Here is a 24,649-nt window from a genome sequence, read left to right as displayed (position 1 = left end):
TAGTTTTTGAAATTGTGTTTGAGGAAAAAGCCCTGTTCAGTACTGCGGATTTTAATCTACCGCCCCTGACTGCTGAAGGCCGCATATATTATCCTGTTACAAATCCCTTTTGCCGCTTCATTTTGTTACTGTAAAGGTTGCACATGCTGCAGGTAAATAAAACGCCATTTTGAGACTTTGTTATTTAACTTTCCGCAGGGGCAATAGCCTTCGCATTGGTTCAGGCCGTTTCGTGCAGTTCCGGGCCAGCAGGAGGATTTGCCCGGGGAAGGTTGCCCTCTCCGTGTAGCTTTAATACTGCCCCGGGGGGATAGCCGAACTTTTTTTTGAACTCCCTGCTGAAGTGGGAAAAGTAATCGTAGCCGGCGGCAAGGGCCACTTCCTGTACCTGTTTGTTTTGCAGGGAGAGCAAGCGGTGGGCCAGGTCAAGGCGCTCATCGCGGATAAATTCCGGCACCGTTTTGCCGAATAATTTTTTAAACTCCCGCGTAAGAGTTTTGGCAGTGATGGGAAAAAGCCGGGTGATTTCTTTTAGTCTGCCCGGGCTGCCTGTGCCTGTATTGGCCAGTATATAATCCCTTACAGCGAAGGCTGTTTGCTCGTGGGTTTGAAAAAGCGGGTGCAATGCCCTGTCTTTTAATTGCTGGTTGTAAAAAGACAATAGTTTGAGAATGTAACTGCGCAGCACCAGGTCGAGCGCAGCGCCCTGTTTGGTGCATCTTTCCATACTTTTAATGATGCGCAATACCGCCTTTGGAAAATAAAATGGCTCGCTCAAAAAACCATTCAAGGCATTTGTTGCCAGCAGGTGTAAAACTGCATGTACATCCGGATGTTCCAGCGCCATGCTGTTTAAATAACCGGGGGGAGGAAGCAGGCAAAGCAGGTGATATTCTCCGGCTGGCAATGCGAGCGGATATTTCCCCGGAGGCAAATAAAAAACCGCGTAGGTTCCTTTAACCACATTCATCTTTTTACCTGCCAGCCATTGTTCACCGGGATTACCCTGCAGTAAAAATACAAATCCCGCCGCAGCTGCAGGCACCTGTAAAAAAACGGCATCGCTATCGTACAGTAAAAAGGAGAGGAGTTCTATCCAGTAATCCGGGCCGTTGAAAGCCTGTGAAAGCAAGCTGCCGGCAGCGCCTTCCCATGCAGCGGCACTGGCAAAAGGAATCCGGTACAGGTAGTTGCCGGCCACCTGCGTTTTCTGCTGCCTCCCAGCCTGGTCTCCGTGTTGCAGGATGATATGAAGTGGCTTTTCCATTTAACGTTATTGTGCATTTTTTCGGATATCCCCCGGTTTTTGGCCATAATATTTGTGGAAAGAGGTAACAAAGCCGGAGAGCGTTTCATAACCGCATTGCTCAGCTATGGAGGTTTCTTTGTATTTTGTTTCCGTAATCAGTTTCAGCGCACGTTCCATTCTTATTCTCAGCAGGTACTGGTATACCGAGGATTTGAAAATCGCTTTAAACCCCTTCTTCAGTGTATATTCGTTGGTACCGGCCTGCCTTGCCAGGCTTTTTAATGCCAGGTGAAAACTGATGTCAGCTGTCATCAGATCCCTGGCCTGATACACGGCTTTAATGACAGAAGGCGGGTGCTTTTCGGGAGCATGGATAGAAGCAACTGTTTTCATAAAACGTAATTTAAGTTGGCTAATTTTTGTGTTTGCTATTTTGGAACACCCTCAATGCCGGCATTCCTTGCTAAGCATACATATCCTAAAAACTGATTTTAAAAAGATGGCTAAGCATGCCTGCCGGTTTTTTCAAAAGGATATTTGAAAGTGTAGAGTAAACAACAGCCGTTTCATCAAAAGGAAATCTTTTTGTAAAAAGCAGTCAGTTGCAGGGACAAAACCGGACGGGCGTGGACAATAGTATGATTGTGAAGGTCTGTCAGCACTTCAACATAAAAGTCAGACAGCTTATATACAATCAGGTATTTGTTTTCGATGGTGGCAGAACACACATACCTGCCGGAGCAGCACAATAACTGCACCCGTCCCTGTAAAGAGAACCGGCAATATTCTCCTCTCGTTATTTTCATGCGATAAACATATTTGCATTAATACCCTGAACAGGTAAAATGGCGGGATATATTGAGACATTTGCCGCCACTATATTTTAACCATTCCCCTGCACTGAAATAGCAGCCAGCACCGCAGCCTGGTAGCTGTCTTTTAAATGCACATAAGCGAACGTGGTAGCGGGTTTTGCCCCCAGCTTCTGTTTTTCAACGGAAGCCGAAAACCCCAGCAGGACACGCTGCTTATTCAGCTTTTTTGCTCTTAGTACCACCTGGTACAAAGCCTGCCGGTAGATGCCAAAGCTTTCATTGTGGGTATAATCCAGGCCGATGATCATTGGGATATAACTGTCTTTTGCCAAACAACTGAAAACAACACAGCAGGGTTTGTCAGTTGCAACAGAAGCACCGTTTAATGTCAACTGCAGCATTTCCCAATGCTCATTTTTTGCCAGTTGCTTAAACAGTTTAAGTGGTAAGGGGAATGTATTCAGCTCCAGGCTTTTTTGCTGCACATTCAGGTACAATTGGTACCAGTAGTCAATTTCTTCCTCCCAGTCTGAGATATGGATTACTTCCACCTTAAATTCATTCGCATGGCGCAAAACTTTTTTACGCAGATGATTGCGTCCGTTGGCCGAAAGCGAGTTATAAAATTCCTGCGGTGTATTCCAGTTCAGGGAAGCTATGGAGTGGCAATCAGGCATATTAACTTTGAAGAAACCGTTGTCCACCATCAGGTTATCAAAGTCCGCATTCATTTCCTGGAAATCTCTGAAAACAATTTGACTGGCCTGGCGGAGCTCCAGTAAACAATATATTTTTTCGAAAATAAGCTGCAGGGCGTCTTTCCATAATGGAGCATTTCGATTGATAAAAAGATGTTGGCCCTCCGTGAGCAGAGAACCACTGCAAATGATTCTGCTCGTCAGGTAATAAGGCGCTGCTTTTCTTTGCAGCTCGATTTTACCGGAGATTTCCCGCGGGGACAACATGTCGTCTTTACACAAGGCCGTTGTGAGAAAAGTAGCCGCTAGTACATTTCCCTGCAGGTCTTTCACCAGTAAATAATCAAACTCCCAGTTGTCTTCCGGTAATTCATTTTCCGTAAAGGCGGCTTCCAGCAGGTTGAGGCCCTCCCAGTCAAAAGTTCCCCGGCCCTCAAACAGCCTGTTCCATTCGCTTTTAGGAACATCCTGTATGCTCGTGTAATGCTGCAGCTGAAGATCCAGCGTTTGCCTGATGACGCTTGCAACGGATTTGTCTAATTGCATCTCTTCCGGCATGGGTACTTTAAAGGCTTTGTAAATTTCAGGAAGTGAGCTATTTTCTTCCTGCATGGCAAGCGGAAATTCGGTTGCAAGGGTGGCGATCATTTTTTCAATATCGGAAAATGTATGCAGCCGGGTGATGGTAAAACGTATACCGGTTTGTTTCATGGGTACCGTTGGAAAAATACCGAGGTTTACATAATAACCGGCATCCAGCATTCTTTTAACCAGGTTATGGCCCAGTTTGGGCAGGCTTACGCCTATAAAAAATATGGCGGCACCTGCTTCTGAAATTACTGGCAGTTTGTACTTTTCCAGCGTCAGTCTTGTAAACTCGATATTGTCCCGCAGTTGTGTCTGCATATCTGTAATCTCCCTGCTCAGGTGTATCTTAGCCGAAGCAATGGCTGCCCCCAAAGCAGATGGCTGCATCGGCCCCGAACTGAGCAGCGGTCCTCCGACTGTACGCACTTTCCTGGCCAGCTCTTTATCAGCAAATACCAATACTCCGCCGCCACAGGCAAAGGCTTTATTTAAAGAGGTCGCCATTACCATCCTGGGGTGTATGCCATGCCGACTCAGCAAAAATCCTCTGCCGTTTTTCCCATGTATACTCATGCCATGGGCATCATCAGCGTAGTAATGCAATTCAGGATACTGGTCCATTAAAGCATATATTTTATCTACGGGGCTACTGTCGCCAAACATAGAATAAATGCCATCAGCCATGTACCAGATTTTCTTGTGTCTTCCGCGAAGCGTGGCAATCCGTTCTTCCAGCAAATCCATTCGGTTATGCCGCAAAAGCTCAATATGAACTCCCCTGGCTTTGACCAGCTGCACGGCTGTTTGAACGGAATTGTGAACCTGCTGGTCAAGGATGACAGCATCCGTATCTTCTATCAGCACGGGCATAGCGGCAATATGTCCAAGCGTGGTAGTGGGGGTTATGACACACCACGCATCAAAAATGTGCTCCAGCAATGTCTGCAGCTCTTTGTACAATCCCAGGGAAACATAGGCACGGGATTCGGAAAACTGAGTTCCATAGTCATCAATGGCTTTTTTTGCCCCCTCTTTTATTCTTGGATCAAACTCCAGTCCGAGATAGCTGCAGGAACCGAAATTTAAAACCGGTTTTCCGTTCAGCAGGATGCGGATACCGTTAAATGGCTGATTGCCGGTATACAGGTGTAAAATACCTTTTTCAACCCCATAGCTTACTATCTGGTCAACTGTGGTGTAAAATGAATGGTGCTTGCTCATAGATTGTTTTATTTTATGATGAAGAAAAATTTTCTTCAAACTTGAAATTTTTGCCCCTCATAAAAAACCCATTAAATACTGATTTTTTTATTTGCCTGCTATAGCATTTACGTAGGTATAAAGACGTATTTTTTTTTGAAATTATTGTTAACTTTAAGGAATGGAGATTGATACACCCTATGTACATCTTTGCATGAAAGACAATATTCTGGTAGGGACTTATAAGAAGGATCTGCATATTGATCTGGCTGTTGCAAAGCAAATTGTCCATACCCGTCTGTCTTTCACCGGCGGAAGAAAAGTACCTTCCCTCATTGTGAGCGGAGGTGTAGTGAGTATAGATAAACCGGCGAGGGAATATTTTTCTTCTGATGAAGGCATACAGGGGCTCTCGGCCTGCGCCATCATTGTTCATTCAGCATTCAGCAATTTCCTGGGTAATTTTTTTCTCTCGGTCACCAAAACCAAAATACCTGTAAAACAATTTGCTGATAGTTCCCGTGCCGAAAAGTGGCTACAAAAATTCATTGTTTAAATACAAATCCCTTTCAATGGATAAGCGCCTCAAAGAAATTAGTACCAGGTTAAGCGAATATTCCGCGGGGAAATTTGATAAAAATATACTCCTATCACCCCGCCTCGATGAGGTGGATGCCATCATCAACGGCATTAATATGCTTGGAGAAGAGTTAAAGGCGGTAACCATTTCCCGAGACTATTTTACCAATATTTTTAATTCAGTTTCGGACATGGTTTTTATTTTAAACAACAAGGGCGTTATCGCAGATGCGAATACTTCTGCCGAAGCGCAGTTGCAATATGAAGCGGGAGAGCTGATTGGTAAACCGATCAACGAACTGCACCGCGGCACCGGGTCTTTCCTCCGGAGCATCGTCCGGGAATTAAAAAAGGGCAATGGACTGATAGCCGAGAGCAGCGTTTTATATTCCAGTGAAGGAGCGGCCATACCTGTCAGTATTTCTGCAACGTATTTTAAAGAGGTACATCAGCAGCAGCCGGTTATCCTGTTGACCGCATGCGATATAACCTATCAGAAAAAGGCAGAGAACCTGGTCATCAGAGCCATCATTGATACACAGGAAACAGAAAGACGCAGGCTTGCAAAAGACCTGCATGACAGTCTCACCCAGCAATTGTCGGCCATTAAATTTTACATTGCTTCCATCGTCAAGTCGGTAAAAAGTCCGCGGGAAAAATACATCCTGCTCAAATCAAATGATGCCCTTACCACAGTGATTAGCGACATGAGAAATATTTGTTTCAACCTGATGCCAAAGACACTGGAGGAATTTGGCCTGCTGCAGGCAGTGAAAGAGTTTTGCAATCATTTTCTGTATCAGAAAAAAGCCAACTTTATCATCGAACAAACCAGCTCTTTGCCGGAATTGTCCAGGGAGCTGGCTGTTGATTTGTACAGGGTCGTTCAGGAATTTATCACCAATGCCATCAATCATGGCAGCGCCAATAAAATTTCCATCCGGTTTAGTTACCTGAACGGGATATTGAAAATATTGCTGGAAGACAATGGTAAAGGATTTAACATCCATCAGTCCGGCGGCGGCATGGGGCTTCAAAAAGTTCAATCCAGGATAAAATCGCACAAGGGCGCATTAAATATGATAAGCACTATTGGCAAAGGCACTTGCTTTAAAATCAGCATTCCATTAACTAAACAGGTATGACTGCAACAACCAATAAAAATAAACCGCTTATACAGGTTTTAATTGTGGATGATCACAAAATGGTCAGGGATGGTTTAAAAGTAATGCTGGCATCTTTAAACAATACCATTTTGTTTAAAGTACGGGAAGCGGACAATGGTGCAGATGCCATTGCGAAAGTAAACCGGCAGCATTTTGATTTGCTGATACTCGATTATCAGCTCCCGGGAATGTCCGGAGCAGACATCATTTACCGGATCCTGCGGTTTAAACCGGAAATGAAAATTCTTGCCTTGAGTAACTACGATGAACTTTCCTACATTCAAAGCATGATGGATGCCGGCGCCCGGGGCTATGTACTAAAAAATATTGAGCCTGCTGAAATGCTGAATGCCGTTAAAACAATTCTTTCCGGTGGATTTTACTACTGCAGTGAAGTAGCGGTAAAATTAATTCATTTTACAGACGATCAGAATGCAAGGATCTGGCAGGCCGGTGAGAAGCTAACCCGCCGTGAGCGGGAAGTGTTGCAGCTTATTGCGCTTGAAATGACCAATGAGGAGATTGCGCATCAATTATCTGTTGCCAAGAGAACGGTTGACAGCCACCGGCAACATTTGATTCTTAAATTGCAGGTGAGAAATACAGCCGGGCTGATGAAGGCTGCACTGAATTTAAATTTATGGTAAAAGGGTTAGTTGCAGTCTGCTGTGTTTGCAATTCCGGGCAGTAGTTAAAGCTTCTATTGCATATATCTGCAGTTTATAATTTATTGACAATGTTTATCCATTTGAAAAGCATATCCCTTACATTACTGGTTGTTGATTTATCCGGCGCATGATATTTGGTTTCCAGGCTGCCAAAAGAAATATCTTCTTTCTGAAGCGTAGTAAAAGTTTTGGCCGCTACCCTTAGCATAGGAGCTACTGTTCTGTTGATGATGATTTTGTCTGCTACCAAAAGCTTTATTATCAATGCCAGTTTTGCTACCGATAAAGAAGTGTGTATTTTACCATCGTTTATGTTGGGGTCGGGCATTGCTATCATTGTAGTCTGCTCGGTTTGATAGAAAGAAAACTCTTCCTCTAACCAGTAAATTAGCTGGTCTTTCAGACCGGGATAATCGTTATACAGCGCATGGTTTGGCTTTACAGTTACCTGGTTCATCTCTTTCAACTTGTATTTTAACATCCTTAGTTTGCCCTGTATGCTCTCTTCAGCCGTTATGAGCAATTCAAGTTCATTAGTTAAATAACTTGTGACATCCGGAGAATTAAAGTTGAACCTAATTAAAATCTTCTTTAATGCAGCGGTCACAGCATCGGCTGGTAAGGTCAAATCGATTGTCAGCAATTCCTCTATTATCCCTTTCATGTATTGTGACAGCGCATACGTAATCGTATTGCCTAAAATAAATTGCTCCACCGGTTGTACAATAAGCCGGATCAGCTTTTCATTCGCCGCTCTTACCTGAACAGCTGTAATAAATCTGTCGAGTTCCGGCTTTAGTTCTGTTTTAATGCCTTCCATGTTTGTTAAAGGTAATTTCTGAAAATGGTTGAAATATTTAGCAAAATGTACCTGTAAGAAACAGAGCAGTTCATTGAGACAGCTATGCAATGCTTCAATCAAAAAAGCATGGTCATCATGTTTTGTATTGGCTTGCGGGCCTGGGTAAAGCTGATCAATCATTCTTATAAAAGTTGACTGATATTTTTCTACGATCAGCGCCAGCGCTTTTTCATCCCGGCAAGTAAATACTTCCGCCATAATTTGCATTCTTATTCTTTCTTTTTCTGCCCTGCATTCTGCCGCAAGTTCGTCGTCCGATTCCTTTTTTATGGAAGGCATCCTCTTATCAGGGGATGCGAGTGCAGCAATGAGTTGATCAAACCTTTCGATTACGTAATTCATAGAAAGATCATTTAAATGGATAGAAAATGCTGCAGGTTACAGGATTCTTTAAATGATTCAACAGGTGATTCACACGGTATAGCATAAACCAGCTACTCTGTAATTGTATTTCAAATTTAGGGCAGCACAGAATTTTTAAGTTTATCATTCGGGAATATTTTTAATTGCAGTATACCGGGATATCTGTCAGTTACGGGGAGCAACTGCTGTAAAGAAAGGAAAAAACGTTGAGAAGAACCATTGCAAATAATGCTAAATGCATCAGAGGCTTGGAATATGTCTGCAGGAAATGAACTGCTGCAAGTGAAATTTAATAGATGACGGCAAGGGCTGGCGTTATCAGAAGCGTCAAACCTTTTTCTGATTCTATGATTGGGTTTAAACCAGTTGACCACAAGAATATTTTTAAGCACTCGTTTTCAGCCGGCAGATATATACTTATCAAGCTCTTCCATCATCTCTGTACTGCCAATAAAAAAAGGCGTTCTGTCATGTACAGAAGTGGGTTGTATTTCCAAAGTCCTTTGCCTGCCGTTGGTAGCCTTGCCGCCGGCTATCTCTAAAATAAATGCAAACGGATTGCATTCATACAGGAGTCTTAGTTTGCCTTCGGGCCTGCCGGCAATTGCCGGATACATAAAGATGCCGCCCTTTATTAAGTTGCGATGGATATCACTGACCATACTGCCAATATACCGCTGGGTGTATGGCCCTCCGGTAGCTGCGTTTTTTTCCTGGCAGGCGGTGATGTATTGCTGTATGCCCGTCTGGTACTGAAAATAATTACCATGGTTTACGGAGTATATTTTTCCGGCCGGGGGGCACTGCATGTTTGGATGGCTCAGCGTAAATTCACCAATGGACGGATCCAGCGTAAATCCGTTTACACCCCTGCGGGTAGCATAAACCAAAAGGGTAGAGGAGCCATAAATGACATAGCCGGCTGCTATTTGCTTTATGCCCTGTTGTAAAAAATCGGCTGTGTTTACGGGTGACCCTTTGGGGCTTAATCTTGGAAGTACACTAAAAATAGTTCCGATGGCTACATTCACATCTATATTGCTGCTGCCATCCAGTGGATCCAGCAGGCAAACATATTTGCTGTTATTGCTTATTTCATCATCAAAAACGAGTATATCGTCCAGTTCTTCACTGGCAATGCCTGCACAACTGATACCATGCCTTAATACCCCTGCAAACTGGTCGTTGGCATATACATCCAGCTTTTTCACTTCTTCACCCTGCACATTCATGGAGCCTGCATCGCCTAAAATATCCACCAGGCCTGCTTTATTGACTTCTACGTTTACTCTTTTTGCCGCAAGACCGATATCCCTCAGTAACCCTGAAAGTTCACCGGTAGCATTAGGGAAATTGCGCAGTTGCTGAATGGTAAATTCATCCAGCGTTTGTATTTTTCTGTTGATCGTCATGGCGGAACGTTGTTTTTTTTGGCGCTAAAATAACAGAATTATTCCGGTCAGCAGGGCTATGCTGCGTATCACGTACACGATAAAAAATAAAAAAATACAGTTTCTTCAACCATTCCTATCCTTTTTTAAATCCTGTTCAAAATGTCAACGAGTGCACTGAATTGACGGATAACAACTGCCGCAATAAAATAATTGAACACACGATTGCAAACCGTTTTTGCAAACTGCAATAAAAAAAACACCCGTTACCTTCATCCTTCAATAACGATTATTAACCAAAGCCTCTATGTGATGCCCTTTAAAACGAAACCTGCCATTCCGGGAAGTATTTTAGCCAGTATGGGATTTCCTTTGAACCAGCCCGTTCACTACCAGTTACCACCCGAAATATTATCCCGGCAAACGGTACAGCGGGGCGAAGGGGTATTGAATGATACCGGCGCATTGGTAATTTCAACCGGTGAATTTACCGGTCGTAGCCCTGATGATAAATTTATCGTTAAAGATGAATTGACAGCCGGCACAATAGACTGGAACCATTTTAATAACGCGATCGAAGCAAAATATTTTAATCAGTTGCATGCTAAGATGGTCACCTGGCTGGCAAGTAAAGAAATATGGATAAGGGATTGCTATGCCTGTGCTCATCCAGCCTTCAGGCTTAACATCCGTGTGATAAATGAGCATCCGTGGAGCAATTTGTTTGCTTATAATATGTTTTTAAGACCCGGTGAAACATCACTGGAAAACTTTACACCGGACTGGCATATTGTACATGCGCCGGATTTTAAAGCTGATCCATTGGTTGATGGAACCCGCCAACCAAATTTTACCATTGTAAGTTTTTCCCAAAAAACAATTTTAATCGGTGGCACCGCTTACACCGGCGAGATTAAAAAAGCCATTTTTTCGATCCTGAATTATTTATTACCCTATGACAGGGATGTACTCAGCATGCATTGCGCAGCCAATTCAGGCAAGGATGGTGATACGGCAATATTTTTTGGATTAAGTGGTACCGGCAAAACAACATTGAGTGCCGATCCTGACCGCTACCTGATTGGTGATGATGAGCATGGGTGGACGGGTGACACCATATTTAATTTTGAAGGCGGTTGTTATGCAAAAACAATTGATTTAAATGCAGCAAATGAACCGGAAATTTTTCGTGCGATCAGGCCGGGGGCAATGGTAGAAAATGTCACTTTTATAGAGGGCACTAACAGGATAGATTTTGCCAGTAAAAAGATAACACAAAATACAAGGGTAAGTTACCCCCTGCATTTTATCAGCAATGCGATGGAAACACCCATTGGCGGAAGGCCTAAAAATATTTTCTTTCTTACATGCGATTCCTGTGGCATCCTGCCACCCATCAGTAAGCTTACTGCAGGACAGGCCATGTACCAGTTCATCAGCGGTTATACGGCAAAAATCGCAGGTACAGAAGCAGGTATTACAGAACCCAAAGCTACATTCAGCGCTTGTTTTGGTGCTCCCTTCCTGCCTTTGCACCCGGGCAGATATGCTGGCATGCTGGGCAAAAAAATGAAAGAAAACAAGGTGAATGTCTGGATGATCAATACCGGTTGGAGCGGGGGGCCTTATGGAATTGGCAAAAGAATCCCATTAAGTTATACCAGGGCAATGATCGCCGCTGTATTAAATAATACAATATCTGGAATTGAGTGTACTGAACATCCCGTATTTGGTGTGCAGATGCCTGTAAGATGTCCGGGTGTACCGGCGGAAATTTTAGATCCTGAGAATACGTGGGGCGATAAAGCAAGCTATGACGCAAAGGCAAAAGAACTTGCCGCTCTGTTTATTGCCAATTTTGAAAAATATAAAAATAAGGTGGGCGAAGAGATTGTAGCAGCCTCGCCAAGGATTTGAGGTTAAAAATTGCAGCCCTGCTTGCCGGTAAAACTCCTTAACTAAGTTGAGGAGTTTTTTTACGACCTGGTCTGTTTACCCTGGTTACCATTCAAAAAAAGATTCATTCTAAGTTGTGACTACGTTTATATAAAAATACCAAACCGGATCAGACGGAATAGCATACCAGTCCGGTTAAGATAGCCAACGTCACGTATATGCGCAGGTAAGCAATTAATACTGTTGGGGGCAAACAAGTGTGCTTTGAATCTTTCCTTATTTTAACATAGTAAATTTTAAAAAAAAATTCATAAAGGAAATTTTTCTACACTTATGATATTTTGTTTGGCATGTTTTTGGTCACAGATGTTATTGTAAATTAATTTAAAACTTAAAATTTATTTTATGAAGAAGATCATTTTAGGTATGCTGATATGTGGAAGTGCATTGACAACATTTGCACAGGACAGTACCAGCAAGACTGTGACTACCACCACAACAACAACAGGCCACAAGTATATTTATTATCCAGACCAAAATGTATACTACGACCAGGCGTCTGATACTTACTGGTATCAGGATAAGGGAGCGGAAAACTGGACCAAGGCCCAAAGCCTGCCACCAACGATTGTAGTAGATAAGGCCGGACAGCAGCAGATCGTGGTTGATGGAACAAATCCCTGGGCTAACAATGCTGCCGATATAAAAAAATATAAGGTTAAAAAAGATGGCTCGGTAAAAATAAAAATGAAAGATAAAAGCCCACAGTAAAGTATAAAAGTATTAATGATACTTTACCAAATGAAAATCACAGTCACCGTAAACGGAGCTGTGATTTTTTTATATAATTATTTCCGGCGAGTGCAAATGTTGTTAGTTGGTAAGCCTTCCATCCATTCAGGTTCGGTCCGAGGTTGATGAATTTATTTTTTTTAACTCAGTATTCCGGAAACACTATTTGATTGTGATATCAGAGATCTTCCTATGACTTAGAGATAATTTGTTGATTTAATTATCAGTCAAATGCTTTTTCTAAAATTTGTGCTGTTAACAGTTGTTTGCATTGGGAAAGAGGTTAAAAAATACAGGGGCCCAGGAATAGCATCCCAGCCCCTTTTTTGTCCAATAACCTATGAAAACCGGTAACGGTTGCAAATGGCAATATAAGTACCTTTATTGAGAGATAATTTCTACACCTAAAGAAACAGGCGACTGCAATTTTAATTAAAAGATTATTCAGGCATGTACCACTGGTGTGAAACATTGCTTTAGCCTGCGCTTTGGTCATGTTTAACCCGTCACCTTAAAAATATGGTGCAATCTTACATTTTTCCGGGGAGGGATAATATCACCACAGGAACAAAACGCAGTATCATAACGAAAAAAGTATAGCAGGATTCAGTACGGAAAGCTGGTGACGTAAAATTAAAAAACTAAAAAAAAAATAAATTAAGAGTGTCCGGATATCTAACTACTTTACAATTTTAGTAAATAAACAAACCAGCCGGCAAGTGCAAATCCTGCTATTAATGCTAAGTACCCCCATAAATAATTTTGTCTGATTTTATACCACATAATCCAACTGCTGACAGATAAAAAGATAAGCCCAACTGCAATTGCATCCATTGAAAACCGCCAGACCCGGGTAAGCAGCCAGTTTGGCTCAACATCCGCATTGTCCCTGTTGGCACCGTTGAAAGTATGAAGTGTTCTTAGCTTCCCCCAGATATTGTAGGAGAGTTCTTTCTGAATACCAGTACCCTTTTTAAAATCTGCGTGAATGTTACTGACGTGCCCCGGATAAGCAACACTGAAATCAACGCTGTCCGGTGTCATCTTTACATTATTTACTTCACCAACAATTTTCAACTGAGACAAGATAGTTTTCAATACCTGTATGCTATCCAGGCCAGCAGGAATACTGACGGTTATTTCTATTGTCTTCTCCTTTCTCTCGTCCCAAAAGCTGGCAAACTTCCAGTTCCCATGATTTAATAGCAGTCCGGAAAATGAAAATAACCATATAAACAGCACCAGAAATAATCCAATATGGATGTGCAGGCGGCGGTTTGAATAAGTAAGTTTTTTAATCAGCGTTTTGTAAGTCATCCGATAATAAATAATAAAAGTCCGGTAAAGATAATTGCTCCAGATATAATGGCCAGCCATCCTAACTTTCTTTCTGCTTTTAGAAAATACCATAAAAAAATTCCACTGGCAGAAAGAAACAGCAGTAAGTAAACTACCATGTCAGCCAGCAACCTCCAGGTCTTCATGAATGTGGCATTGCCACGAATTTGTGTATTGTGTGGCCCGGGCATTTTATGCAGGTAGTTAGTGGCCCTTAAAACCCCCTCCTCGTCTCTTGTAATTAGCACTTCATTGGTGTGTTTATTTACTTCAATCTTTGTTCTTTCTCCCGGTAAGGTTACGGGAAAAGAAATGTGATCGTCATTTTTTGAGATAAAATCTATTTCACCTTTAATCCCCAGTTTTTGTGTAATCGCTTTAGCTGTTTGCAGGTCAGACGTATCATAGGGGATTTTATCCAGGTGGGTTTTAATAACCGGCAAACGTTTTACAGGCATAACACTGTTTAGGTAACCTGCGTGATTTAACACGAGTACACTGATACTGAAGATAAGAACAAATGGACTGACGAATAAGCCGATGTATAAGTGAAGGGTACGAACAGGAGGATAGTATTTTTTCATTCTTGTTAAATGGCAGGTAAAAATTTTTTCTTATGGCGCTATAAACAAAATTAGATGAATCAGAGCTACAGATTGTTTTTAGCCAGGCATTATTTTGAAAGGAATTAAGTTAAGCTGATCATAAAAATGTAAAGAACCCTATAGCTTATTAGTAAAACAACGGTTTCCCATAGAAAAATAACATGAAAAAAAAAAATTAGTTAATTGGATTTTCTCCCATATTGATTTTGGTAATTTATCATACCGAAATTATAATTGATGATGCATGTTGCACGTGGCCCCTGCAAATATTTGCCAGTAATTAGTGCGAAGAAAAACGGATGAAGTTTCGCATGGTTTGCCGCCTCAACCTTTTTATTATGTATTATTGTAGCATGATAAATTTATACCCTTAATCAAAATTGTAAAGATGAACTAGTAAAAATTAGCTTAATTTTCTTTTTCTGATTGTTGTTTTTAGTTCTGATTTTTATGGATGGGGGATGGTGAAATAAAAAATGCTTCCTTTGCCTTCTTCAGATGTTGCCCATATTCTGCCACCATGGCCCTCAACAACCTTTTTACAAATCGACAATCCAATTCCACTTCCCTGATAATCGCTCTGGGAATGCAACCGGGCAAAGATTTCAAATATCTTTTCAATGTCTACCGCCTTCATTCCAATACCATTGTCCTCAATACTAAACAGCCACTCGCCATCCTGCTCAACTGCCGCGATTTTTACAATAGGAGGAACATTTGTAATGCTGAATTTAACCGCATTACTTAAAATATTTTGGAACAGCCGGCCAATATCTTCTCCATAAACCTCCAGTACTGGTAATGGTGTAGACCTGATTATTTTAGCATTCTTTTCCTTAAGCAGAGTTGATATATTTTGAAGGGCCTCTTTCAATGTATCTTCCAGGTTCGTCAGCGTTTTCAGCTTATTGGTGCTGTTTGTCCGGGATAAGTCCAGTAAACCACCTACCAGTTTCTGCATTCTTTTGCCACCGTCGGTTGCAAAACTAATGTATGTATTGGCGTTCTGATCCAACTGTTTCCCGTAATTTTTCTTCAGCAAATCCATAAAACTGGTTATCATCCGCAGAGGCTCCTGCAGATCGTGAGAAGCCATATATACGAATAATTCCATTTCTTTGGCCAGTGCGTCTGCCTTTTTTTCAGACTTTAGTAGCAGCTCATTTTTAGTGCGCAGTTCAAGCAACAGCACCACTTGGTTGGCCAGGCTACGCATTGCTTTTTTCTGATTAGCGGAAAGGTCTCTTACCTGATGATCGATTACACAAATAGTACCCAGTGCATAACCCCCGGGAGTCACTAATGGCATGCCCGCATAAAAAACTATATGAGGATGGCCTGTTACCAGCGGATTGTCTGTAAAACGAATGTCTTCTCTGGCATCAGGAACAATCATCAGTTCTGACGGGTTATTAATGGCGTGTGCGCAAAAAGCAATATCTCTCGGTGTCTGTATTTCTTCCAGCCCAATTTTAGATTTAAAAAACTGTCTGTCTTTGTCGATCAATGTAATTGCCGAGATAGGTGTATCGCAAATAATGGATGCAATGCTGGTAATATCGTCAAACTCAGCTTCGGACAGCGTATCTAAAATATCGTAACTGTGCAGCACTTTTAATCTTTCTGATTCGTTTTCAGGAATAATCGGTTTTTTCATCGGATTTATTATTTTGGCAAAGTAAAATAAAAAGTGCTGCCTTTATCCACTTCTGACTCAAGCCAAATACTGCCGCCAAAGTTCTCTATAATTTTTTTGGTAATGGCAAGGCCAATACCGGTTCCCGAATATTCATTTTTATTATGCAGCCGTTGAAAAATGATAAAGATTCTGTCGAAATATTCCTTATCTATCCCTATACCATTATCGGCAACAGAAAATTGCCAGTGATCATGTAAGTCTTCCACTTTAATATCAACTACAACAGGTCTGGCCTCGCTTCCGTATTTCAAAGCATTTCCAATAATATTCCGAAATACTTGTTGTATTGGGGATCTGTGCGCTTTCAGTAAAGGCAGTGGGGCAACACTGATCACTGCATTTTTTTCCTTTACCTGTTTTCTAAATAATACCAATATTTCATCAATCAACACATTCAAATCAATATTTTCCAATTCATGTTCTATTCTGCCAACTCTTGAAAACTCAAGTAAATCAAGTATAATCTGCCGCATACGTTGAGCTCCATCAACGGCGAAATCAATGTATTTTTGCCCATTATCATCAATGATACCATTGTATTTTTTTTCCAAAAGTCCTAAAAAACTGGTTATCATGCGGAGTGGTTCCTGCAGATCGTGAGAAGTAACAAAAGCAAATTGCTCCAGCTCCTTATTGGAATTAGATAAGGCTTGTGCTTGTTTTTGTAAATTTTCGTTGAGTGTGATCAGTTGATTTTCTGAACGTTTCCGTTCTGTAATATCCCTGATAAAAGCACAAAAGAATTCTTCACCCTCCTGTTGAATGGGAAGTACCGTTAACTCGATCGGAAATTCCTCTCCGCTTCTTTTGACCGCGTGTAATTGCAACAGTACATTCAATGCAGGTCCGATACCTGTTTTTAAATAATTAATCATTCCCTCGTTGTGACGGGCACGGTATATTTCGGGTATGATAAAATCCGAAAGTACCCTGCCCATCACTTCACTTTCATTCCAGCCAAAAATGCTTTCAGCCTGGGGATTCCAAAAAGTAACCAGCCCTTTTGCATCGATACAAATAATGGCATCCAGTGCTGAATTCATAATGAGTTCCCTTCTTTCCTCGCTCAGCCTTATATTTTCCTGTGCCTTTTTTCTTTCGTCAATATCCTGCAGACTGCCGTATAGCCGCACACATTTGCCATTGACAAATTCTGTTTCTCCAATAGAGCGTATCCATTTCTCATTTCCTTTTTCAGTTATTATTTCCAGCTCTACATCCCATGGAATACCATTTGTAATGGCCTCCTGAATTCTTTTGGTCATCAATTCCCGGTTTTTACCCTCCTTATACGCCATGATCGTTGTTACCAGATCGGGTTCAAACCCTGGTACAGCTTCATGAATTTCTCTGGTGATTGCTGACCAGAACAGTTTATGTTTTTCCAGGTCTAATTCCCAACTTCCTATCCTGGCGAGGGTATTCGCTTTATTTAATAGATTTTCTAGTTCTTTTTTATCCGTGATATTTTTTGCTACGCTAAACAGAACCCCGTCTTCCGCAGAGCGGGTTGCACTCCAGGCCAGCCATTTTATTTTACCGGATTTAGTGATGTAGCGGTTTTCAAAATATAAAGATGATACTCCTTTCCCAAGGGTTTTTACATCATTGTCTGTCTTCTCCCTGTCTTCCGGATGAATAAACTGGACGAATGGAACTGATAGTAGTTCGGCCTCGGTGTATTCAAGTATCAGGCAGATGGCGGGGTTAATTTTTTTGAAATACCCGTCGGTACCTATTACGCAAATAATGTCGGGAGCTGCATTAAATATCTGGTGTAATTCCTGCTCCAGTTGTTTACGTCTTATTTCAGCTCCGGTATATGCTCCCAGATTATTAAACAAAGGAGCGAATACACCTGATGCTGCTTCATCTTTTGACAGCGATAAAACGAAAACTCCAATTACTTCTCCTTTGTAAGTGATGGGTAAACCGTAGGTACTATGTAGTCCGGGTTTTGGGAAAGCAGCATTTTGAATGAGCCTGTTATCATCTTCTAGTATCTGCCACAATTGGGTGGTATTGGTTTGCCAGGTAATACCAGGTAAACCAATGCCCCTGGCAAAACTAATTGTATCATGACTGTCGTCATAAAAGCCGGGTATCGTTTTATCAATAGGAAAATTGGCAACCCGGTTAATTCTCTTTTGATCAGTGCCCACTAACCAGATTTCGGAAATACTGAACTCTCCAAACACAACCAGTTGCCTGGCCAACTTTTGCAAAATTTCATTTAAAACAATTGGTTCATTAAATAACTTGCTTACTTCAGACAGTAAAATGTTTTCGGCTTCTTCTTTTTTCTGTACAGTTACATCTCTTTCAATTGCTATAAAATGGGTAAACCAACCTTTATCATTTGCCACAGGGCTTACCGATATATTAACCCAGAAAGGTTCACCATTTTTTTTGTAATTGATTGTTGTAATTTCACAACATTCCCATCGTCGTATTGCTTCGCCCAGACGTTTCAGTTCTAGTCCATCCGATTTAGGTCCCTGTAATATCCTGGGGGTTTTACCTGCTACTTCTTCAGCAGTATAACCCGTCATTTGGGTGAAGGCTTCGTTTACGAAAACAATTTGCTGCCCTGGTTCGTCGAAAGGTTCTGCAGTAGTTATCATAACGGCATCACTGGCATTGACAATAACGGATTCCAATAATTTCAGGTGCTCTTCTTTTTGCTTTTGTTTGGTAATATCCTGCATGGCACCCACCATCCGGACTGCTTTACTCTCACGATCCCTTATAACAACACCTTTGTTCAATACGTAAGCATACTCCTTATTTGCTTTTAGAAACCGGTATTCTGCCTCCCACTTTGTCTGATTGCCTCCAAGGATAACATGGATATCCTGTAGTACTTTTGTCAGATCTTCCGGGTGGATATTTGCTTTCCAAAAATTATGATCGCTGTTGATGTCCCGTGGTGGATAGCCAAATATTGTTTCAATAGCCTCTCCCCAATAGATTAATCCGGTGTTTAAATCCCAATCCCATATTGCATCTGAGGTAGCTTTAGTTACATAACGGTACCGCCGGTTACTTTCACTCAATGATATTTCCAATAATTTTTGCGCCGTAATATCCTGTACTGTTCCTGTTAAAAAAATAACTTTACCCGTATTATTTTTTACCGGCTTGCCCTTTTCATGCACCCATTTTATCGAGCCATCAGGCAATACTATTCTATGCTGGAAATCCAGCTTTTTAGCATCACTTAGTGCGGCAATTTGTGCAATTATAAATGCTTTGCGGTCATCAGGATGTATGCTGGAAAGAAACGTATTGAAATCCGGCTGATTTTTTTCTACACTATTCCAAATTTTAAATATCTCCTTTGACCAATTCAATGCATTGCTTGCTACATCAAGCTGCCAATAACCCAGTTTGGCAATTTGCTGCGCTGTCTCCAGTTTAGCTTCCCTGTCCATTAGTACATTCAACGTCAGTTCTCTTTCAGTTACATCATTGCATACCACTAACATACAATCGCGGCCTTCGTAATAGAGCTGATGCCCTGTCACTTCTACCTGTATAACTTCTCCATTTTTTTTGCGATGTCTCAATATGGGTGAATGAAACACGCCGGTAGCAATTTTCCTGTTGTCAATTATTTCCATTGCCTGATGCAAATCACCGGCTACTTGTAAATCTTTAACATTCATATGGAGAAATTCTTCTCTGCTATAACCATAGTGTATAACTGCCATTTCATTTACATCAATAATATTACAGGTTTGAACTTCATAGATACATTTAGGTAATGGACTATTGTAAAATAAGAGGCGATATTTTTCTTCAGAATGTTGTAATGCCTGTTCCGCTTTTTTTCGTTCCGATATGTCGTGCCCAAACATAATAAATCTTCCATCTTCCAGCTTTTTAGTGCTTACTTCCATAGCGACAGCCCTGCCGTCTTTTCGCCTCATACTCCGCTCGTTTCTTACTGTTTCTCCTGATGCCGCTTCTGCCGTTTTAAAAGGATTGGCAACAAGATCTTCTTTAAATAAAATATCAGGCAGTGAAAGCATTAATATTTCTTCTCTGGAATATCCCGAAAGCTGGCAGCAGGCGGGATTGGCATCAATAAAATGCATGGTAGCATCCGTAATACAGATTGCATCAGTAGCCTGCTCGATAAGGGTACGGTAACGAAATTCGCTTTCTCTTGTTTTTTGCTCTGATATTTTGTATGCTGTTATGTTCCTGGCATAACAGGCAATACCAACCACCAACTGCTCTTTGTATATCGGGTTAAAATTAATGTCCCACCAGGTTTCATCTATCTCACCTTTTGCCGGGCTATATAATTCTAATTTATAAGCTTCTCCAGACAATGCCCGCTGATATACTTCTTTCCAAAAAAGCAGCAAGTCTTCCGGAAAAAAAGTTTCCAGCAATAAACTGTCACCGGGTTTAAGCAAAGCTGCTGTTTGCAGGTGAAAATTTTTAAGGAATGCCTGGTTTGCAGCAATCAGTTTATAACTTTTGCTCACACTCCAGATTAGGTCATCAGTACTGTTAATAAGTGCTTCTTTATCTCTTTTCTCAAATTCTTTTTGTTCTTCGGCTTTTAATTTTTCAGTTAAATCATTTAACATTACCAGTGCTACTTTTCTGCCATTATACTCCATCAAATGCCCATTCACATCCATAAATAGTATCTCTCCATTTTTCTTTTTATGGCGCCATATTTTTTTATGAATAGTTCCATAGTATTGTTCTGACTTTACCGCTGCTTCAATCAGTGGAATATCTTCTTCGGGCCTTAAGTCTTTGATGGTTAGTTGTAAAAATTCCGTTCGGGTAAAACCATATTTTAGTAAGGCTTCCTCGTTGCAGTCAATAATTTGTAGCGTTTCAAAATCCCAGATGATCATGGGGGCGGGATTGTTTTCAAAAAGGTTTTTATATTTCTTTTCAGATTCAAGCAGCATCATTTCCTGCTTTTTCTTTTCCGTTACATCCCTGGCGACAGCATACCGGGTTTGTGTTTTTTCATCCCATTTGGCTGACCATTGCATGGTTACCAACGACCCATCCTTTTTAACATACCGGTTTTCAAAGTTATTTTTACTATTGCCTGCCTTTACCTCAGCGGCAGCAAGCAGGGACGCAGTACGGTCGCCTTCATATACAAAATCAATAAAGCCTTTGCCAATCATCTCTGCCGGGGTATAGCCCCATATGGTTTCAGCCGCGGCGCTCACCTGCACAATGAGCCCGTTGGCATCCACTGCACAAATTATATCCAGGGAAGACTCCATGATGGCATCCATTTTTTCTTTTTCCCGGGCAAGTGCCTGTGTATTGAGGGTCTCGGGGGTAATGTCTTTTGAAAAACAGGCGACGCCAAAAATTTCGCCGGCACTATCATACATTGGGTTAAAGGAAATCAAGCCATATTCCATTTGCTGTTTTAGCGGGTTATATACCTGTTCTTTGACAGCGAATCTTTCTCCGGATAAGGCTCTTTTATAAAAGGCCTTCCATTTATTATTTAATTCACCCCCAAAGGCTTCTACAAAAACCGAATCGCCCTCTGCGGGAATTTTCGAAGTGGCTATTTGCATCCTTTCCAAATAGGCCTTGTTAGCGGTAATTATACGGTAGCTGTTATCTACCGACCAAATCAAATCCTGAGTGCCATTGATAATGGCCTCCTGGTTTTGTTTATTGCGATTGATTTTGGCCGCCTGTTCAAATTCATGGGTAACATCCATCACGGTAGAAATCATCAGGTTTTGTTGCGGAAGAGGAATGTTTTTAGCATTAACAAATTTGTGTTCGCCGTTTTGGGTAGTAATACCGATACCCTTCCAAGCCATCCGTTCCGGGTCACCGCTTTGTATATCATCTACAATTCTTTTTGTGATCAGTTTTCGATAGCCTTCCTCGGGATATACATTTCTAAAAAAACTGTCAGTATCTGTTAATTGACCGGCATCCCATCCATAAATTTCACTGAATTTAGTATTAACGATCGTGGCGCTACCATCATCCATTTTATTGACAGCAATGCCGATCGGCAGGTGCTGCAGGATGGTTTCAATAAATGCATTCCTTTCGGACAATTCTTTTAGTAATTCATCTTGCTGTTGCTGCATTTTTTTTTCTTCTGTAATATCCAGGGCCGTTATAAAAACGCCGATGATTGAATGGCTATCATCTTTAGCCGGGGAAAATTGAATACCAAAAAAGCAGGTCATTCCATCCGGACCAGTCACAACAACCTCGGATTTTTCAGCATTGCCGGCGAGTACCCGGGTATATACATTCTTCAGTTCTTCGCGTCTTTCGGGCTGGGCATAATCCAGTATTAACTGCCCTTTTTTCACATCCAGGTGAAGATATTTTTTATATAGATTTTCGAATTGCTTATTAAAAGAAATAACATGAAGTTCTTTATCCACTAACACAAATGCTTCTGCTGTATTATTGATTAGCAACGACATTTCCTGCTCTGTTTTTTTTCTATCCGTTATATCCAACATAGTGGTTGACGTCAATTCCTCCCCTTCGCCGCCATAGAGAAGGGTTGAAGAAAATTCAAGCCTGATCCGGCTGCCATTTTTTTTTATTCCCGTAAATTCTCCAGTCGCAAAACCATTTTCCTTTCTTTCTTTTAATTTTTCTTCCACTATCTTTTCGCTTTGATCAATAATACCCTGCCTGCCCAGTTGCTTTAGTTCATCTTCACTATAAGCAAATAGTTTACAGGCAGCCTTATTGGCTTTTATTATGGTGCCGTCAGGTTGTGTTAATAAAATAGCAATATAGGAATTATCGAAAACCGATTGATAAATAGCAGGTTCTGGCATCATAGTTATAGTTGAATAAAATAATTTAGTAAGATACTTGTTTACAGTAAGCATTCGTTGATCGCTTTTTACAACGTTCAAGTGCTTCTCAGAGTATAAACAAACACCGCAAATTGTAATTTATTGAAATGTTTCTTAAAAAACAGGACTTATTAAATTATATGGACTTACTTCTTAGTGAGAATAAGCAAAAGGTTATTTATAGAATGAAGCAATTTGCACCACCAACGCCCGTCTGAAAACATATAGGGGAAGCGCACAAATGGTCGTAATGACGTGTGTATTGTTCAGTTCTTGTTCGGGAATGCTTCGATACAGATTCAGTATTTACCGAACATGTGTCGAACAAGCGTCGAAGGCGGGGCAGCGAAAACAAGTAGACAGAAGGATACCCAGAAGCCTATGCCAACAGACCAGTGATTTCGCTTTGAAATTAAAATAACAAAATTTGTTTAAAGGTATAATGAACAAGGTGCTCTTAATCAGCATTAAAATGCTATGGGAAACAGGGGGTGAGTAAACACTATACTAATAACATCTTTACTATAGAATTGCATTGTTTCTCCTAGGTTTGCATTTGTAAACACACAAAATATATATAATTCATTTATTGAGTTTAATTCCATTGTAAGCTTCCCCATTCCTCGGCCGTGACAGTTAGAGTTAATAAACACTTTTATTAACTTTAAATTTTTACAATCATGAAGAAAAGATTTACCGAAAGCCAAATAGTGGCTACCATCAAGAAACAGGAAGCTGGCATAGCTGTTAAAGACATTTGCCGTGAAATAGGCATCAGCGATGCTACTTTTTACAATTGGAAAGCAAAGTATGGCGGCATGGAAGCCAGCGATGTAAAACGGATGAAGGAACTGGAAGCCGAAAATGCCCAACTCAAAAGCATGTATGCGGAAGCCAGTATGGAAAACCGTGCATTAAAAAGCCTTATTGAAAAAAAGTTTTAACGCCTCAGGAGAAACGGGAAGCTGTAGAGCATTTAGTCAGCGAAGAGTTAAGTAACCGCAAGGCGTGTAAACTGATTGGGATATCCCGAACTACCTGTCAGTATAAAACCAAACCAAAAAATGATACCGAGCTACAGGATGCATTAACAGCCTTAACCACTAAGCATGTAGCGATCGGCTACTGGCAATGTTGTTACCGTCTTTGGAACAAAGGCTATGTATGGAATCATAAACGTATTTACAGAGTGTATACAGCCATGAAATTAAATATCCGGCGCCGAGCTAAAAAGCGTTTGCCTGAAAGAATTAAACAGGCATTGATGGTACCTACAGCTCCCAACCAGGTATGGAGCATTGACTTTATGAGTGATAGCCTGGTGGACGGCAGGAAGTTCCGCTTATTGAATATCATAGATGATTTTAACCGTGAGTCCTTAGCCATTGAGGTGGATACTTCTTTGCCATCCTTAAGGGTAATAAGAGTCCTGGAGCGCCTGGTATTACAACGGGGCAAGCCTGCGAACATCCGTTGTGATAACGGCCCAGAATTTATCAGTCACAAACTGGAGCAATGGTGCAACGATAAAACAAGGCAGATCACCCTGCAGTTTATCCAGCCCGGAAGACCAATGCAAAATGCCTACATAGAAAGAAAAAATGGTAGCATGCGAAGAGAACTACTGAATGCTTACCTGTTCAACAGTCTCGCTGAAGTACGATGCTTAAGCGAAGAATGGCGGCTCGATTACAACGAAGAAAGACCGCATAAATCATTAGGATATCAATCTCCATGGAGATATGCAGCTCAGTATTACAAAGGCTCATTGAATGTACCATCGCTTTATCCACAAACGGCGAACGAAAATCATCCAAAAATTGAAGAGAGCCGTTTAGTGGATAAAATAGTTGAAAAAACAAAAGATGATTAACTTAGAAAACTCTAACTACCGG

At 41.2% G+C, this 24,649-nt stretch carries 15 protein-coding genes and 1 pseudogene; 6 read left to right on the top strand and 10 right to left on the bottom strand.

Translation table 11 applies throughout. The features are described from left to right. Positions 1-220 precede the first annotated feature (220 nt). From JWR61_RS10750 to JWR61_RS10735, 4 genes are all read right to left on the bottom strand, one after another. Positions 221-1,267: a helix-turn-helix transcriptional regulator gene (locus JWR61_RS10750; RefSeq protein ID WP_301927812.1), complete on the bottom strand. Its 1,047-nt coding sequence runs from the start codon at positions 1,265-1,267 to the stop codon at positions 221-223. A gap of 6 nt (positions 1,268-1,273) precedes the next feature. Then, the gene (locus JWR61_RS10745) at positions 1,274-1,642 is read right to left on the bottom strand and encodes an AraC family transcriptional regulator (RefSeq protein WP_301927811.1); all 369 of its coding nucleotides are present in this window, start codon (positions 1,640-1,642) and stop codon (positions 1,274-1,276) included. A gap of 176 nt (positions 1,643-1,818) precedes the next feature. Then, positions 1,819-2,055 carry a hypothetical protein gene (locus JWR61_RS10740; protein ID WP_301927810.1) on the bottom strand — a complete coding sequence of 79 codons (237 nt, stop codon included), beginning with the start codon at positions 2,053-2,055 and terminating at the stop codon, positions 1,819-1,821. Between the two features lie 77 nt (positions 2,056-2,132). Further along, positions 2,133-4,610 (bottom strand): aminotransferase class I/II-fold pyridoxal phosphate-dependent enzyme, encoded by a 2,478-nt coding sequence (locus JWR61_RS10735; protein WP_301927809.1) that lies wholly within the window; start codon positions 4,608-4,610, stop codon positions 2,133-2,135. Between the two features lie 121 nt (positions 4,611-4,731). Here JWR61_RS10735 and JWR61_RS10730 point away from each other — a divergent pair, with 121 nt between their 5' ends. Genes JWR61_RS10730 through JWR61_RS10720 form a run of 3 tightly spaced genes read left to right on the top strand, consistent with a single transcriptional unit; the run spans position 4,732 to position 6,942 of the window. Beyond that, complete coding sequence (locus JWR61_RS10730; protein ID WP_301927808.1) at positions 4,732-5,106, top strand: hypothetical protein; 375 nt, start codon at positions 4,732-4,734, stop codon at positions 5,104-5,106. A 16-nt stretch (positions 5,107-5,122) separates the two neighbouring features. Beyond that, a complete protein-coding gene (locus JWR61_RS10725; RefSeq protein WP_301927807.1) occupies positions 5,123-6,274 on the top strand; it encodes an ATP-binding protein in 1,152 nt (383 codons plus the stop codon). Continuing rightward, on the top strand, positions 6,271-6,942 hold the full coding sequence (locus JWR61_RS10720; protein WP_301927806.1) for a response regulator transcription factor: 672 nt from the start codon (positions 6,271-6,273) through the stop codon (positions 6,940-6,942). Before JWR61_RS10725 ends, JWR61_RS10720 begins: the two co-directional genes overlap by 4 nt. A gap of 73 nt (positions 6,943-7,015) precedes the next feature. On the opposite strand, the gene JWR61_RS10715 is transcribed toward JWR61_RS10720, so the two are convergent. Together JWR61_RS10715 and fbp are read right to left on the bottom strand one after the other, a co-directional pair. Then, on the bottom strand, positions 7,016-8,167 hold the full coding sequence (locus tag JWR61_RS10715; RefSeq protein ID WP_301927805.1) for a hypothetical protein: 1,152 nt from the start codon (positions 8,165-8,167) through the stop codon (positions 7,016-7,018). A gap of 419 nt (positions 8,168-8,586) precedes the next feature. After that, positions 8,587-9,600, bottom strand: coding sequence for a class 1 fructose-bisphosphatase (fbp, locus tag JWR61_RS10710; protein ID WP_301927804.1), 1,014 nt, complete (start codon positions 9,598-9,600; stop codon positions 8,587-8,589). 291 nt (positions 9,601-9,891) lie between these two features. Between fbp and pckA the strand changes: the two genes are divergently transcribed. After that, entirely contained in the window at positions 9,892-11,496 is a 1,605-nt protein-coding gene (gene pckA, locus JWR61_RS10705) for a phosphoenolpyruvate carboxykinase (ATP) (RefSeq protein WP_301927803.1), read from the top strand. Positions 11,497-11,880: 384 nt separating this feature from the next. Beyond that, positions 11,881-12,246 (top strand): hypothetical protein, encoded by a 366-nt coding sequence (locus JWR61_RS10700; RefSeq protein WP_301927802.1) that lies wholly within the window; start codon positions 11,881-11,883, stop codon positions 12,244-12,246. Between the two features lie 705 nt (positions 12,247-12,951). Here the strand turns inward: JWR61_RS10700 and JWR61_RS10695 are convergent. The 4 genes from JWR61_RS10695 to JWR61_RS10680 form a co-directional block, all read right to left on the bottom strand. After that, positions 12,952-13,584, bottom strand: coding sequence for a hypothetical protein (locus JWR61_RS10695; RefSeq protein ID WP_301927801.1), 633 nt, complete (start codon positions 13,582-13,584; stop codon positions 12,952-12,954). Then, entirely contained in the window at positions 13,581-14,189 is a 609-nt protein-coding gene (locus JWR61_RS10690) for a PepSY-associated TM helix domain-containing protein (RefSeq protein WP_301927800.1), read from the bottom strand. The genes JWR61_RS10695 and JWR61_RS10690 overlap by 4 nt, the downstream gene beginning before the upstream one ends. Positions 14,190-14,658: 469 nt before the next feature. Then, positions 14,659-15,867, bottom strand: coding sequence for an ATP-binding protein (locus JWR61_RS10685; protein WP_301927799.1), 1,209 nt, complete (start codon positions 15,865-15,867; stop codon positions 14,659-14,661). An 8-nt stretch (positions 15,868-15,875) separates the two neighbouring features. Then, positions 15,876-22,736 (bottom strand): PAS domain S-box protein, encoded by a 6,861-nt coding sequence (locus tag JWR61_RS10680; protein WP_301927798.1) that lies wholly within the window; start codon positions 22,734-22,736, stop codon positions 15,876-15,878. Between the two features lie 695 nt (positions 22,737-23,431). Here JWR61_RS10680 and JWR61_RS10675 point away from each other — a divergent pair. Next, positions 23,432-24,489: pseudogene (locus tag JWR61_RS10675) on the top strand (IS3 family transposase); the annotation flags it as partial. Between the last annotated feature and the right edge of the window lie 160 nt (positions 24,490-24,649).

Origin of the sequence: Ferruginibacter sp., assembly GCF_028288465.1 — a bacterium.
GTDB lineage: Bacteria > Bacteroidota > Bacteroidia > Chitinophagales > Chitinophagaceae > Ferruginibacter.
Note: the sequence above shows the minus strand (reverse complement) of the source record. Positions and strands in the feature narration are given on the sequence as shown.

Bases quoted from the DNA above. Each gene is read 5' to 3' on its own strand.
- JWR61_RS10725 (WP_301927807.1), top strand. From the start codon at position 5,123: ATGGATAAGCGCCTCAAAGAAATTAGTACCAGGTTAAGCGAATATTCC.
- JWR61_RS10745 (WP_301927811.1), bottom strand. From the start codon at position 1,642: ATGAAAACAGTTGCTTCTATCCATGCTCCCGAAAAGCACCCGCCTTCT.
- JWR61_RS10730 (WP_301927808.1), top strand. From the start codon at position 4,732: ATGGAGATTGATACACCCTATGTACATCTTTGCATGAAAGACAATATT.
- JWR61_RS10715 (WP_301927805.1), bottom strand. From the start codon at position 8,167: ATGAATTACGTAATCGAAAGGTTTGATCAACTCATTGCTGCACTCGCA.
- pckA (WP_301927803.1), top strand. From the start codon at position 9,892: ATGCCCTTTAAAACGAAACCTGCCATTCCGGGAAGTATTTTAGCCAGT.
- fbp (WP_301927804.1), bottom strand. From the start codon at position 9,600: ATGACGATCAACAGAAAAATACAAACGCTGGATGAATTTACCATTCAG.
- JWR61_RS10720 (WP_301927806.1), top strand. From the start codon at position 6,271: ATGACTGCAACAACCAATAAAAATAAACCGCTTATACAGGTTTTAATT.
- JWR61_RS10740 (WP_301927810.1), bottom strand. From the start codon at position 2,055: ATGAAAATAACGAGAGGAGAATATTGCCGGTTCTCTTTACAGGGACGG.
- JWR61_RS10695 (WP_301927801.1), bottom strand. From the start codon at position 13,584: ATGACTTACAAAACGCTGATTAAAAAACTTACTTATTCAAACCGCCGC.
- JWR61_RS10685 (WP_301927799.1), bottom strand. From the start codon at position 15,867: ATGAAAAAACCGATTATTCCTGAAAACGAATCAGAAAGATTAAAAGTG.
- JWR61_RS10700 (WP_301927802.1), top strand. From the start codon at position 11,881: ATGAAGAAGATCATTTTAGGTATGCTGATATGTGGAAGTGCATTGACA.
- JWR61_RS10680 (WP_301927798.1), bottom strand. From the start codon at position 22,736: ATGATGCCAGAACCTGCTATTTATCAATCGGTTTTCGATAATTCCTAT.
- JWR61_RS10690 (WP_301927800.1), bottom strand. From the start codon at position 14,189: ATGAAAAAATACTATCCTCCTGTTCGTACCCTTCACTTATACATCGGC.
- JWR61_RS10750 (WP_301927812.1), bottom strand. From the start codon at position 1,267: ATGGAAAAGCCACTTCATATCATCCTGCAACACGGAGACCAGGCTGGG.